Raw genomic sequence first — 15,201 nt, forward strand, 5'->3', positions numbered from 1 at the left:
ACCGAACAACGTAGATGTCTATTGAATACACTAGTGACTTCGTTTATTCTTCTTCAGTCTAAAAATTTGTATTAAAAGCTCAAGTCAATGTTGCGCATTGCAGGCATTTAAATAATGCCTATTCGAATAATCGCTATTTAAAAACACGTAAATCAAAAGGATATTGAGATGAAGCTGCTAACGATCTTACTACTGGGAATGATTGCTCAATCTGTCCTCGCGCAATCCCTCATTTTACAAGCTAATATTAGTCCGGATGGCGACAAAATTGCCTTCTCGTATCAAGGAGATATTTGGACTGTTGCCACTTCTGGTGGACGTGCTGACAGATTAACTATCCATGAAGGTTATGAAAAAAATCCTGTTTGGAACGATAACAGTGAACTGATTGCGTTTAGCAGCGACAGGTTTGGCAACGACGATGTGTTTGTTATTCCTGCTTCTGGTGGTTCTGCTCAGCGCTTAACCTATCATTCGGCGAACGATAGTGTGATTGGGTTTACAGCTAATAATGAGGTGTTATTTAATAGCCGACGCTTGTATGCCCAAGTTGAGAGAGAACCTGAAGTGCTTAGTGTGAGCGTAGAAGGTAAGGGCACTGAATCGCGCTTTATGGATGCATTGGGGTTTGACGCGAGCATATCGCCAGACGGTAATAAAGTGGCTTTCGTGCGTGGAACTGCCCGCACTTCAAGAGAGGACTATCGTGGACCTGCCAATCGTAATATTTGGATTTACGACATAAAAGCCAATTCATATGAGCAGCTCACTGACCATGCTGGCGCTGATTTTATGCCGAAATGGATTGATAATGAAACGATTTATTTCGTTTCACCTCGCAGCGGCAAATACAATGTGCACAGCAGCACCCTAAAAGGGCGTACGCAGCAAATAACATCCGAAACTGAATTTGGTATAAACTCATTTAGCAGCACTGCAAAGGGTGACGTTATCGTTTATCAAGCCGGCGATAAGGTTGTTAGCTTAAATGTACAAACAGGCAACGCGAATACCATTAATATTGATGTAAAAAGCGATGTTCGATTTGATCCAATAGTCGCTAAAAAAGTCAGTAACGACATTGATCAATACGCGGTATCTCCTAACGCAAAATTATCCGCCTATGTGGTGCGCGGTGATATTTATGTAACTCGCAACGATAAAGAGGATAGTCGAAGTGTTCGCCTAACTCAGGGCGCTGCGCGCGATGAAGACGTAATTTGGTTAAACGACAACGCGTTGATATTTGTATCAGATCGCGCTGGCAACAAAGATCTGTATCTGCTTAGTTCAGACGATCCAGAGCAACCGAGCCTATTCGAAAGCTTAAAACATAACATCAGTCAAATTAGCCTGTCGACAGAAGATGAACTTAGTCCTAAAATTTCACACAACGGCAAACGCATTGTGTACCAACAAGGACGCGGAAAATTAATTAGCGCTGACATCGACAAGCAAGGCCAACTGAGCAATAGCAAGGTGCTGTTAGATGGCTGGGATTCGCCCTCCGGCGTCTCTTGGTCACCTGACGATCGTTGGTTAGCTTACTCGCTATCCGACCTTAACTTCAATGAAGAAATATACATCCACGCCGCTGACAATAGCCAAGCGCCGGTGAATGTCAGTATGCACCCGCGCGGCGATATTAACCCGGTATGGAGTCCTGATGGTAGTAAGTTGGGCTTTAGCTCAATGCGCAATAACGGTGACTACGATATTTGGTTTGCATGGTTAACTAAAAAGGATTGGCAGCGTTCAAAAGAAGAATGGCGACGCAGCGAAAAACGCGATAACAAGAAAGACACTCAAAAAGCGAAGGGTAAAAAGGACAACGACAAAGAAGAGTCTGACGACAACGACAACGACAACGACAACGACAACGACAACGAGAAGGAGGCCGAAACCGAAGTCGCTATTATGAAAATCGACTTTGAGGGCATGTATAAACGACTCCAACAAGTTACTCGATACACAGGCAACGAAGTTGGTCTGGTGTTTAATCAAGAAGGCGATCATGTTTATTACAGCATTGGTGGTTCGGGTAGGCAGAATTTTGAAATTGATCGCAATCTCTACAAAATAAAGTGGGACGGCGAGGACAAAGAAACGGTGCTTAAGGGTGACGTTGAGCCAAGCAATCTATTATTGGCTGATAAAGGTAAGTCTATTTTTGCGCTTACTAAAGGCGGCAAGATGGTAAGAATTTCTACTAAGGATGACAAATCGGAAAATTTAAGCGTGTCGTCACTCACTATTATCGATCATATTGGTGAACGCGAACAGATATTTGATGACGCTTGGCGGGCCCTTGGTGCTGGCTTTTACGATCCCAAATTTCATGGTAATGATTGGACTGCCTTACGTGAAAAATACAGACCTATAGCACTTAAGGCCTCAACCAAAGAAGATTTTCAATACATATTTAATTTGATGCTGGGTCAGCTTAATGCCAGTCACATGGGACTGTCGAGAGGGGAAGATCAGAAGCAAACACAATCTCAGCGCACCGGTTTACTTGGCGTTGAAGGAATTCACACGAAAAATGGTTTTGAAATAACCTCGGTCCTACAAGGCAGCCCTGCAAGCAGAGAAGAAAGCACACTCAATGTCGGAGACGTCATCACGCAGGTAAATCAGCAAGCGATTGGGGAGCAGAATTTTTATTCTCTTCTCATTGATCAAGCCGACAGTCCGGTGTTGTTAAGCGTGCACGCTTCTGCAGCAGGCAGTCAGGATAGCGGGTTGTCAACGTCAAGAGAAGTGGTCATATGGCCCACTTCAAGCCTCAGTGCTGAACTGTACGATGATTGGGTTGAAACACGACGTAGTCTAACGGATAAATACGCTAAAGGTCGCTTGGGGTATTTGCATATTCGCGGTATGAATTGGAGCAGTTTTGAACGCTTTGAGCGTGAGTTAATGGCCGCGGGTCATGGTAAAGAAGGCATTGTTATTGACGTTCGATACAACGGCGGTGGCTGGACAACGGACTATTTAATTGCCGTGCTTAGCGTCAAACAACATTCCTATACTATTCCGCGTGGTGCGGCAAATGATCTCGACAAAGAGCATAGTAAGTTCAAAAACAGCTACCCTTTTGCTGAACGTTTGCCCTTATCGGCATGGACAAAACCTTCTATTGCCATTAGTAACGAAAACAGTTACTCCAACGCAGAAATATTTTCCCATGCTTACAAGGCACTTAACTTAGGCAAATTGGTTGGTCGTCCAACGTTTGGTGCGGTTATTAGTACAGGCTCTTATCGTCTGGTGGACGGCTCAACAGTGCGCATGCCGTTTAGAGGTTGGTGGGAAAAAGAGTCGGGTGAAAACATGGAGTTGGTGCCGGCTAAACCCGACATCGAAGTATTCAATCCGCCTGCTTATAAAGCAAGCGGTATTGATCCCCAATTGAAAAGATCGGTGGAAGAATTGCTCAAGCAAGTTAAGCGGAGAGGGTAAATACTGACATGTAAATTGCCGCCTCTATCCGATGACGAATTTGGTTATGCAACTACACTTCATAGCCTACAAGGGCGTTATGCCTATCTTGACTTGCGTTACGACTTCTAGTTTTTAATTAACTGAGCAAAAGGGAGGGTTTCCTCCCTTTTCTAGTGGGTGCCCATTAACTCTTTCTACCAATAAACTCACCTATCAGTTGATACGTTTTTTCACATTCTTCTGTTATCAAGTTATGTAGCAACAAATAGGCGTGGATCATACCGTCAAATGAGTGCTGCTCTACTTTTACTCCAAACTTACTTAATGCTTGGCCATAGGCAAAACCTTCATCTCTTAGCGGATCACATCCTGCCGTAAATATAATGGTTTCTGGCATATTCGCATCCATTGGCATAAACAACGGTGAAACCAGTTGATAATGTTCATTATGTTGAAAGTAATTATCGAAATACCAAGCTATTTTCTCTTTTTCTAATAAAAAGCCACTGCCATTTTCTTCAATAGAATTACTGCTCATCGAATAATCAACGCTGGGATAAATAAGTACTTGTTTATCAATTTCGATATTGACGTTACTTATATTTTTACTTGCTAACGTAGCACAAATAGCACCGCCACAACTATCACCAGCAATAACCAGATGATCATTAAATTTTACTTCGGTTAATAATTCTTGGTAATGAGCTAGCACATACTGACAATCATCAATAGCGCTAGGGTAAGGAAATTCTGGTGCTAAACGATACTCCACCGCAATCACAATACAATGACCAGACTTGGCAATTCTGCGACTAACGGCGTCATATAAATGAATATTTCCACACATATGCCCACCACCATGGTAGAAAAGCACAACAGGTAATGCTTGCTCTGGATTTGGACTGTAAATTCTAAGCCCAATACGGTGAGTTAAGGTCTCAAAGGCACTATCTTTTACATAAGTGATTGGAGGCCCTTCACCAATAAAAACAGATAATTTTGCAATGTTTTTACGCACTAGTGATGGTGTCAATTGCACACCGTCGGTTTTCGCTAGTTGACCCGCTATATTTGCTTGCTTAATGAAGTCATGAAGTTTCTCTGAAATTATGCCTCGCATTTTTTCTCCATTTTCTTTAAATTATTTGCTGCGCTAATTCAGGTTAACAGAAACTACTAATAACTAGAGGCGTTGTTTAATTTCGCTACAAATTAGCTTCAAGCCTGTGTTCGCAATATCTAAACTGGCCGAAAACGACAAAAATCCATGTATTGTAGAGGTAAAGCGAAGAAGTAAGCTATTATTTCCAAAACTTAGCAGTCTATGATGGTACGCCCCAGCTTCATCTTGTAAGGGGTCAAAACCCGCTGCCACAATAATGCTTTCTGGTTGCTTTTGTAGATCGTTTGCTTTTATTGGAGAAACTAATAATTCCTCACAGAGGTTTGCATTGGCTAAATAGTTCTTACGTGACCAAGCTATATGCTCACGAGATATAAAAAACTCTCCGTTTCCGTATGTTTTTCTTGATACGTAGTCCGCATCTACGCTTAAATCTAATAGTGGATAAATTAAGCACTGTATTTTAATAGGCCAAGGTTCTAGTGATTTTTGATTCGATAGACACAATGCGGCGGCCAAATTCCCGCCAGCACTATCGCCAATAAGACCGATACGATTGGGGTCTACTTTTAGCATATCGTGTTCTTCATTTACCCAGTTTAGTGTGGCTATAATTTGTTCAAGTGCTTGTGGATATTTAGATTCCGGTGACAGTGCATAGTCTACAAAAATAATTTTTGCCTTGGTATAATAGCAGCAAGATTTTGCCAGTCCTTCATAGCTTGGATAGTCACCTAATATCCAACCGCCACCATGCAAAAATAATAGAGTCGGCCATCCATTGTCGGGCATATTCCCTACTGGAGTTAATTCAATTATTGGTATTGTACAGCCGTTAAACTTGACAGTTTTATGGTTTTCTTGGGCAACGTTTAAATGCGGTGCCGAGCTGGCCTCAAATATAGGATTAAAAATCGCTCTTGCTTCTTCAATACTAAAATCAAATATAGAGACGTCTTCTTCAGAGTTAAAGGCCATAAGCAAATCATGCGATTGTTTACCCATTCCTGCATACAAACTATGGCTCTTTTCAATGTTTACCGTTTTGTCTTCGGTGATATTTACTGTCGTATTGGTGTTCACATTAGTTTCCCATATCGATAAGTAAGACGGATGAACAGTACTCAATTACAGTAATATTTTTCAAACCGTCTTCTCATGCTGCCGATTTTAATTAATTTAGTAATACCGTTGATTAAAATGCGTAATTAGCGCTCAAAGATACGGTTCTAGGTGCACCGAAGTAGGCGAGTTGCGATAACCCTGAATCACTCAAGTCAAAACCGTGAGAAATATACTTTTTATCCGTTATGTTTTTTATTCCTAGGCGGACAATCCACTTTTCATTTGGACTAAAGTAGTTAATATTAAGATTTAATAAGGTACGTCCATCTTGAGCAAGAATTTCAGTGCTACTAACTGTCGGATAAGTTTTACTGCGGTAGCTTGCATCAGCAACAAATGTGAAACGCCCAACAGTCAGAGTGTCAATGTCGTATTGCATTGAAAGCTGAGCGCTTGTTTTAGGGGTGTTTACTAATTCTCTTTCGTTGGCAATGTTAAGCCCGCCAGCGCCAATATATTCCTCATATTTGGCATCCATTAAGCCCAAGTTTGCGGCAAGTATCAGATCCTCACTGGCTGCGAAAGTTAACTCAAACTCCAGCCCGTTTATTAGCGCTTTACCGGCGTTAGTAAATAACGCTGAAAATGAGCCTTGATCATCAGCAATAAAACTAGACAGTTGTAAATCTTCATAATCATTTCGAAAAATCGTGGCGTTTACACGAACTTGATCATCCATAAAATCAGATTTTAATCCCATTTCATAAGACCACATGTTTTCTGGTTTATATGACTCAGCTTCATTTAGCGTGTTTGAGCGGCCATTAAATCCGCCACTTTTAAAACCTTTACTCACAGAACCAAAAAACATCATTTTTTTATCAAATTGATAACTAACGGCAATTTTTGGTGATACTGACGACCAAGTATCCTGTGTAGTAAAATCAGTTACTGTTAAATCACCAGCACCTAATATTGGCTTATAGCTCATGTCAGTAAGATAAAATTGTTGTAGCCGAGAGAACTTTTTTTCTTCTTTGGTATAACGCAATCCAGCTGTTAATGTCAGCTTTTCATTAAAAAAATAGTCCACATTCGTATATGCTGCATAGCTGGTATTGTCTTGATCATTTTCTGAATTAGTCACTAAACTAATTACCGGACCAAAAAGTCCAGATTCTGTTACATCGTGTTCATTAAAATAGTACAAACCGGTAACAACAGAAAACGCATCGGATAGGTAATTAAACTGAAATTCTTGACTGAACTGATTTTGTTCTTGAAAAACGAAAACACCAAAAACATCATCAGGGCTTGCATCTAAATCTAGATTGGCATCGTAGTCCATGGCACGGTAAGCACTGATTGATTTCACTGTATAGTTATCTGATATATTCCATGTTGCCGTCAACGAAGTTCCTCGAGTAGACAAGTCATTGAGGTTATTAAAATTGGCACTTACTTTTTCAGGATCGATGGCGGTAATGACTTCACCCGTGAATAATGCTGTTTGTGCAACAGGCGTGACAGAATGTTCAGGATCGTTTTTTGAACTATCAACAGCGAATGTTAGTGAAAAATCATCATTAGCTTCGTAAAACCATGAACTACGCCAGGCAGTTAATTTTTTGTCACCGTCGTCATCTCCATTAAACGTGTTTTCTGTGTAGCCATCTCTAATGTTATGAACAGCTGTAAAACTGCCTGAAAGTTTATCAGTTAACGGTCCAGAAATTGACGCCTTAAGTTTTCTCTCAGCGTAAGTTCCAATACCTAATTCAAGATTGATTTCTAATTCATTGCTCGGTTTTGCAGTAACATATTTAATTGCTCCTCCCATAGTATTGCGGCCATATAGTGTTCCTTGTGGGCCACGTAAAACTTCTATTCTTTCCACATCAAAAACGTCTAAAAATGCGCCTTGAGCTCTGCCTAAATAAACATCATCTAAATAGATGCCAACACCAGGATCAGCAAATGCTAAAGAGTCAATTTGACCTACCCCGCGAATATAAACAACAGCATTTTGAGCATCCCCTTGATGCACTGTTAAATTTGGCACTGAAGATTGTAAGTCACCGATATCATTAACATGCATGTTTGCCAACTTGTCGCTAAAAAAAGCACTAACAGAAAGGGGTACTTCTTGAATACTTTGCTCTCGTTTTTGAGCAGTCACGGTAATAGTCTCTAGTCCTTTATTACCTTCGGGATCTTGCTCCATGCTAAATACGGAGGCACTGTATGCGAGTGAAGCAATCGCAAGTGCAAGAGGGCTGATGCCAATGAATTTATTTTTATTTTTACACATAGGGGTAAATCACTCTTGTTATTGAAATGTTAATAAGATTCATTTCAATATCACCTTTTAAGAAAATAAAAAAAAGAGCAATAATTAAGCGCAATAATTGCGCCTATTTTTGGGGTGGTAATGCTGACACATTTATTTCGGATAAAGCAATAATCGTGTTTTGTAGGGTTCTCAACAAATGCCCATGTATTTTTTGCTGTAACTTATTACTTGGTATCAAAAATGTCTCACGTCGATCGCAAGTGTGTTTATGTCTTTCCAATAAGCCATCTATTTCTGCTTTTTTTATCCGTTCGTCACGCGTTCGCTTCGAGCCTGCTTTCATCCTTTCACAAGCGTTACCAACGGTAAGTGGTTCACCGCGCCAATAGTGAATAGCGCAATCCACCAATAAATACCAAAACTCTTGAGTGTAATATGTGCCGCGGTAGTCGAACGTCTTATCCCAATCATGAGCATAAAAATCCAATGCATCATGCCATTTAGTTAAAGCAATTTTTTCATCAATAGAAAGCTCGAATGCGTCATTCATATTTAGCGGGTCTCATAATGTAGTTAATTAAGTCGCGAAAATCTGCAAACAGTTATAGGAATTTACGCTCTTTTATCCACCGTATTGGGCGCAGATCGTAATTATTATCGCTATAACTTCACAGAACCTGCACAAACAAGCGCTCTGCTGCTAATCATCTTTTTGCTCAAATAGCATGGTAGAAGCAATACCGGCCATCTTATTTGCTATCGCAATCACGGCTAAAGATTATCTCAATGCCATTCAATTTATTTAAAAATTAATAGCTTACTTACATATAAAATCATCGTTGGGCAAAGATTGGCATTGCGATGGAAAACCTGACCCAACACTAATACTAGAAAGCGTCGGCAAATTTCAATGCTGGGATCGACAACAAGGCAAATAATGCATGTCTGTGTCGGCATCAATTAATTGCGCCGTGATCCTGATCATATCACCTGGTTTACGTACGCTACCTTGTAGCACATTTCGTGCTTTTAATTTTTCGGCTATAAACGGTATACCCAGTGCGTCTTGACCTTTAAAAGCAAATGCAGATGTACGCGAGGCTACTTTTAGTCCATCAACCTTTGCCAACACATTTAACAATTCTTGGGCTATCCCATCGGAGAAATACCCTTGATCGCCGCTGGGAGAGAGGTCTGAAAATGGCAGCACAGCAATAGATGCGGGGTCTGTTCGTAGTTCAGGCTCGACCATGATCGCCGCCTGCTGAGGAGCGGTAAGTGCTGATTTAACGGTGCCTTCTTTGTCTTTATATACCACATCAGGCTTGGTCATTTGTTGCCACAAGCCAAGTGCTAACACGCCCAGCAGGCCGGCAACGATAACAATGTCTGTTTTGCGTCCTGAATGTGTAATCTCACCATCCGCGGTCTCTGCAGGTTTGATGCCGTCAGGGGTCATTTCGAAGGCCCATGTTAGCAATAATGCAATGGGAAAACACAATATCAGCGCAGCGGTTACGGTGCTGTCAAACCAAGCTGGCAAGTTCATGGTGTCTTCAAAAAGAACGGCAACCTGCATTATTAACCACGCTACGACAGCATAAAGGCCGGCAACTCGAAAAACATTTCTTCGTTTTAATTCAGCTAAAATAGTGATCACTACATTCCTTTCCATCCTAGACATGAGAGAATAAACCACAACCCTGATCTATTCAATAAGCACCTTTTTTGTTGCGTTCCAGAGTGACAGTGTAATAGTTGAAATTGGCTTAGTTAACGTAAAACGATATTTTTAGTTTCAAACATGACGAAATCTTGGATTTCTTTTTGCTTACAATAAAACGGATTTAGAGCCACATAGCCTTTCCATCGTAAATTCAAACGCACTCGTCTACACTAACTGTAATGTTCAGGTATAAAAGAATTGGAACTTGGCCTTAAAGTTGATGTAATACAGCGGCCATAATCCCGATGTGCGTCTGAAAAGAATCCGAAGTAGCGGACAGCAAGTGGTGCTCGTTCATCGCGTAAGTTACGAATACTTAAACACCAACGAATTCACATACACGAAGTCGCGCAGAGCTTATTACCCTAAAACTGCACCACCACATTAATCGAGTAATTACGCTCAGGCGAAGTAAAAGGCAGTAAATTACCCTCAGCAGATTGTCCTCTCACTTCAGACGCTAGCCAATATTGCTTGTTTGTGACATTGAATATACCTGCGTTAATTTTTATGTGAGGCGTTATCTTAAGGTGGCCAAGTATATCAATAGTGGTGTAACTGGGTGCTACAAAAAACGCGGTTTCACCAGTGCTGGCTAATGCTTGCGCTTCTTCTGTGTAGCTAGCAGCAACTTCGATGCGCCATGGGTCACTATAGTCTTTATATTGCACCCCAAATACGGCTTGATTTGGTGGAATAGATTCAAGCTCATTGCCGGTGGCTTTGTTTTCAGAACCTTGAATACTGTAACTGGCCCTTATTTGCCAATCTTGGGCGCCGCTAAAAGTGTCGCCTAGTGACCACACAACTTGTCCTTCAATACCTTTAATTTCAACATCGTCTACATTAGCAGATTGAAATTGAGTAAAGCCGTTATTCGGGTTAATTCCGACAAAAGTCAATGATTCAATAAAGTCCGTATATTTGTTTTGATAGGCACTTATGCTCCAAGTCAAGGCGTTGGTAAAGCCTCTAATGCCAAGTTCTAAACTGGTAACCGATTCAGGCTTTAAGTCGGGGTTTGAGAGCGAGGTGTAGCGTCCTGCAAAGTTGGTAAAGCCAACGTTAACATCGTCCATAGGCGGTATTCTAAAACCCTCAGCATATTGCAGCCAAATATTGTAGCTTTCGCTTAATGAATAAATGGCGCCTAGTTTCTTGGATAACTGACTGTCCTTAAAGCTCGATACTTCTACTCCAGGGTTAGCCGTCTCAAACAAGCGATCCGACTCAGGTGAAAGCTTAAAACGGTCGTAACGTAGCCCTGGGCTCAGTAATAAACGGCCATCTAAGAACTGGATCTCGTCTTGTATAAAGATGGATTGTTCAGACAATGTTGACAGTGGAAAATCACGTGCTGGGAATACGCTAAATTCAGGGATGGGGGAACTTGTCGCTTGGTCTTGAGTTTGACCTTCTCTTAATCCTTCTGATTCCGTGGTTTCGGTGCTGAGGCCATAGATTAAATAATGCTGACCTCCCCATTCAAACTGATGATCAAACTGAGCATGTAAACCAACCGTGCTTTGTTCAAACATGCTGTCGCGGGTTCTGAAAAACGGGGATGGCTCAGGTCCTAATGATTGCCTAACAAGTTCAGATGCTTGCTCAGTAGAAGAGTTTTGATAAAAAGCAAACATATTGACGCGCTTTAGATGATGAGCTCCAGAAGGTTGATACAAATACTCGGCTGAAAAACGTGAACGCTCCTGCTGGTCAAAGCCAAGACTCGATAAGGTGATTGTGCCGCGCACCTGCGTGCCAATCTCTGACAACAATTGCGTGTCATTGCTTTGCTCAAAGGTTTCGGCAATAAGCTTAAGCCGATGCGCCTCATTTTTTTGGTAAATAAGTTTAGTTAATACGCTTAAAGAATCGTTATTTTGAGGATCGGCACTAGTTCGCGTATTGCCTATGCTTGCATCATTATAAAACGATTGGGTCTCATTTCCATTGCGGTAGGTGCTGTTAACTAACCATTGCCAATCGCCGCCCACGCCGGCCAGCATGCCATTAACATACGACTCGCTCGACTGACTAACATAGCCTATTTTTGTTCTACCCGCGAATGACTCACCATCGGTCACGATGTCGATGGGATCTTTAGTGGTAAATGCCACAACGCCGCCAATAGCATCGCTGCCATACAGTGTTGAGGCTGGACCGCGCACAATATCCACAGACTTTATTAAATCAACATCAACGAAATCGCGACGTGCAGACAAATTCGGACCAAAACTAAACTCATCAGCTATAGGAATGTTGTCGACTAGAATTAATACCCGATCACCGGTAATGCCTCGAATATTAAAGCTTGATAATCCGTAACGCCCGCTGCCTTCGACAGATATACCGGGCTCGTAACGCAGCAAGTCGCGGATGTTCGTTGCCCCTAAAGCATCTATTTGTTGGCTATTAATAGTGGTTACAGTAGCTGCTATTTCATTGATTTTACGCGCGGTTTTAGTGCCGGTCACTGTAATTGTTTCTATCTCAGATTCGGTACCGGCTTCTATCGCGTTGGCGCTTACATTGCCTGCAAGCGCGACAGAAAAAGCGACACAAAAAGTGACTGAACAGACAGATGGAGTAAAAAAAGAAATACTGGCTTTATGTTTCATGAAAATTTTCTTATCTAATAGTTGACTGTAACGCTAATGATAATTATTATCATTAGCGTTAGCAATAGAGAAATGAGAAATTATAATGAAAAGTGTTAAATTAGTTTTTTTAAGGCGAGTTCTATTCGCAAGTTTACTAGTTTTAGTTAGCGCAATAGCGTCTGCACAAACTCCTTACAGTCACACTAGCGACCGCATAGTAAGTGTGGGTGGGAGTGTAACTGAAATCTTATATGCCTTGGGCGCGCAACAACAAATAGTCGCTGCCGATACCAGCAGTTTGTATCCGGAACAAGTAAGCGAATTACCAAAAGTGGGTTATTACCGTCAACTCAGCGTTGAGGGTATATTGGCGATGCAGCCCACTCATCTATTTGCTGCGATGGGGGGCGGGCCAACCGAAGTGCTTACGCAACTGAGTAATTCAGGCGTCCAGGTGCATGTATTTGAGCAGGCGCGGACCGTTGCCGGATTACTCAACATGATCCATGAAATAGGCCAGCGCTCCGGTTTGCAAGCACAAGCTGAACAACTCCAGAAGCACGTCAAGGATCAGCTTAGCGCGATCAAAAAGATAAATATTAAGCCTGAGCAAAGAGCGGTGTTTCTAATGTCGGCGGGCGAGCGGGGCATTATGGCGGCTGGCAAAAATACCGTGCCTAATCTGATTATGAAGATAGCGGGTTTGCGTAACCCTTACGACAATATTGAAGGTTTTAAGCCGGTGTCAATCGAGTCATTTTTGGCAATAGCGCCCACTCAGGTGCTAATAGCTGAGCATCGTACCGGTGGTTTGTCGGCGAGTGAACTATGCAAACAACCGGCCTTGGAAAAGTGGGCACAAGCGCAAGGCTGTAATTTACATATTGTTGACGCTCTACTGTTTTTAGGCTTAACACCCCGTTTGCCTGACGCAGTTGCGCAGTTTGCTCATATTCTTGAACAGTAATTAGATGCCTTGAGTACGTCGTTTTCGGTTTTTTTGCAAAACAATTGCCACTTATAAAGCATGACCTAAGTGCTAATTGATTAATAAGGACAGCAACACATATTTATGAAGACACCTACGACCATATTAAAAGTACAACAAGAGATTGCGCAAAGGAAGTATGGCTTTCAGCCCAAAATCACTGCATTAATTATGGCTTTGGTTGTTGTTGCTGTTATCGCCTTAAATGCAGGTGCGGTAGATGTAGATTTATGGCGGTGGTTAAGCGCAGACTCTAGCAATCCACTACAGCATACTATTTTATGGGATATTCGATTTCCGCGTATTGTGATGACCATGATCACCGGCGCAGGCTTAGCTTTATGCGGTACAGTATTGCAAGCTATATGTCGCAATCCGCTGGCCGACCCGGGCCTCATTGGGGTCTCGTCAAGCGCTGCTCTTTTTGCGGGTGCAGCTTTTGCGGTATTAAGTACGGTGCATCTTCCTCTTTTTTTAATGTCTTACTTTGTGCCGCTCAGTGCTTTTTTAGGTGCGACCCTGTCGTTAATTTTACTCCTTAAAATAGCTGACTCTAAACAAGGTATGAACACGCTGGTGCTTATTTTAGCAGGCGTTGCCATTAATGCTGGCGCAATGACGCTTTTAGGCCTTATTCAGTTCGTTGTTGATGATGCAACTTTGCGTCAAATTACGTTTTGGAGCATGGGCAGTTATGCCGGTATTAATTACACGAGCCTAAGCATTACCATTGTTCCAGTTATCCTTGGTACTTATTATTTTTGGCAGATACGTCATCAACTCATGTTAATGAGCTGTTCTGAAAACCAAGCAAAATATCAGGGCGTAGATACCCGCAAAATTAAATTAATCAGTTTGTGGACAGTTGCTGCGATAGTTGCTGTTTGCGTCAGTTTTACTGGCATAGTTGGCTTTGTTGGCTTAGTGGTTCCGCATCTATGTCGAATGATGTTTGGTGCACATTTAAACGTATTGCTGCCCACAAGTTTACTGTCCGGTGCGTTATTGGTGGCTCTAGCCGACACGCTTGCCCGCACTATTATTATTCCTGCCGAAATACCGATTGGTTTGATTACTTCTATGGTGGGTGTACCGTTCTTCTTGTATTTGATCGTGCGCGAAAAAAGGAAATTTGACTATGTTTAGTGTTGAAGAAATCACCATTGTAGCGGGCAGGCAGCAGTTACTTAGTGAGGTAACATTGCAGTTTGAAAGCAAAAGTATTACGGCTATTTTGGGCGCAAATGGCGCAGGTAAGTCAACCCTTTTTAAGAGTTTATTAGGTGAGTATCCATTGAAAAAGGGCCATGTTAGATTTAACGGTCAAGCGGTAAGCCAGTATTCGCTTAGTCAACTGAGTAAAATGCGTGCTTACATTGCACAGGTAAAAACGGGCTTTTTTAGTATGCTTGTACATGAGTATTTACAACTGGCTAGGCTACAGTACCCTGAGTCCGACAAATACTCAGAAAACTTGATATTGACCCTTGCTGAGCAATTTCAAATTGCGCATTTGTTGATGCGCGATGTAACATACTTGTCAGGGGGGGAACTCCAGCTAATTGAATTTGTTAGGGCTTACTTACAACTTTATCAAAGTGCTAACATGCAAGGTAAATGCTTATTGTTAGACGAACCTGCAAGCGCACTGGACATAAAACAAACGCGTTTGTTGTATGGTCATTTAAAAACGTTTCAGCAACAGGGTGGCACAGTTATTATTATTGACCATAATATAAATGCAGTCGCTAATATAGCCACAAATTTGGTATTGATCAAAGACGGTAAATTATTGGCAGAGGGCAGCAGAAAAGCCGTATTTAATAAAACAATATTAGATACGTGCTTTGAAACCAACGGTCAAATTATTTTAAATAAGGCCAATGATGCAGTGGAAAATAGTATTTATCAGGTATAAGCGTCAATACAAAACTATGTTGGGACTTGAACGTAATAAAT

General features: G+C 41.7%; 10 protein-coding genes. 4 read left to right on the forward strand and 6 right to left on the reverse strand.

Going from position 1 to position 15,201, the window contains the following annotated elements; translation table 11 throughout:
- Positions 1-168 precede the first annotated feature (168 nt).
- Positions 169-3,462: a S41 family peptidase gene (locus G399_RS0104075; protein WP_006009050.1), complete on the forward strand. Its 3,294-nt coding sequence runs from the start codon at positions 169-171 to the stop codon at positions 3,460-3,462.
- Positions 3,463-3,628: 166 nt separating this feature from the next.
- On the opposite strand, the gene G399_RS0104080 is transcribed toward G399_RS0104075, so the two are convergent.
- The 6 genes from G399_RS0104080 to G399_RS0104105 all read right to left on the reverse strand — a co-directional run bounded on the left by G399_RS0104080 (position 3,629) and on the right by G399_RS0104105 (position 12,272).
- Positions 3,629-4,564 carry an alpha/beta hydrolase gene (locus tag G399_RS0104080; protein WP_006009052.1) on the reverse strand — a complete coding sequence of 312 codons (936 nt, stop codon included), beginning with the start codon at positions 4,562-4,564 and terminating at the stop codon, positions 3,629-3,631.
- Positions 4,565-4,627: 63 nt separating this feature from the next.
- Positions 4,628-5,650: an alpha/beta hydrolase gene (locus tag G399_RS0104085; protein ID WP_006009054.1), complete on the reverse strand. Its 1,023-nt coding sequence runs from the start codon at positions 5,648-5,650 to the stop codon at positions 4,628-4,630.
- A gap of 112 nt (positions 5,651-5,762) precedes the next feature.
- Positions 5,763-7,943 (reverse strand): TonB-dependent receptor, encoded by a 2,181-nt coding sequence (locus G399_RS0104090; RefSeq protein WP_006009056.1) that lies wholly within the window; start codon positions 7,941-7,943, stop codon positions 5,763-5,765.
- A gap of 103 nt (positions 7,944-8,046) precedes the next feature.
- On the reverse strand, positions 8,047-8,475 hold the full coding sequence (locus G399_RS0104095) for a hypothetical protein (protein WP_006009058.1): 429 nt from the start codon (positions 8,473-8,475) through the stop codon (positions 8,047-8,049).
- Between the two features lie 357 nt (positions 8,476-8,832).
- The gene (locus tag G399_RS0104100; RefSeq protein WP_006009059.1) at positions 8,833-9,585 is read right to left on the reverse strand and encodes a hypothetical protein; all 753 of its coding nucleotides are present in this window, start codon (positions 9,583-9,585) and stop codon (positions 8,833-8,835) included.
- Between the two features lie 431 nt (positions 9,586-10,016).
- The gene (locus G399_RS0104105; protein ID WP_006009061.1) at positions 10,017-12,272 is read right to left on the reverse strand and encodes a TonB-dependent hemoglobin/transferrin/lactoferrin family receptor; all 2,256 of its coding nucleotides are present in this window, start codon (positions 12,270-12,272) and stop codon (positions 10,017-10,019) included.
- Between the two features lie 85 nt (positions 12,273-12,357).
- Between G399_RS0104105 and G399_RS0104110 the strand changes: the two genes are divergently transcribed.
- From G399_RS0104110 to G399_RS0104120, 3 genes are all read left to right on the forward strand, one after another.
- Complete coding sequence (locus G399_RS0104110; protein ID WP_006009063.1) at positions 12,358-13,221, forward strand: heme/hemin ABC transporter substrate-binding protein; 864 nt, start codon at positions 12,358-12,360, stop codon at positions 13,219-13,221.
- A 105-nt stretch (positions 13,222-13,326) separates the two neighbouring features.
- Complete coding sequence (locus G399_RS0104115) at positions 13,327-14,388, forward strand: FecCD family ABC transporter permease (RefSeq protein WP_006009065.1); 1,062 nt, start codon at positions 13,327-13,329, stop codon at positions 14,386-14,388.
- Positions 14,381-15,160 carry an ATP-binding cassette domain-containing protein gene (locus G399_RS0104120; RefSeq protein WP_006009067.1) on the forward strand — a complete coding sequence of 260 codons (780 nt, stop codon included), beginning with the start codon at positions 14,381-14,383 and terminating at the stop codon, positions 15,158-15,160. Before G399_RS0104115 ends, G399_RS0104120 begins: the two co-directional genes overlap by 8 nt.
- Positions 15,161-15,201 lie beyond the last annotated feature (41 nt).

Origin of the sequence: Brumicola pallidula DSM 14239 = ACAM 615, assembly GCF_000428905.1 — a bacterium.
GTDB lineage: Bacteria > Pseudomonadota > Gammaproteobacteria > Enterobacterales > Alteromonadaceae > Glaciecola > Glaciecola pallidula.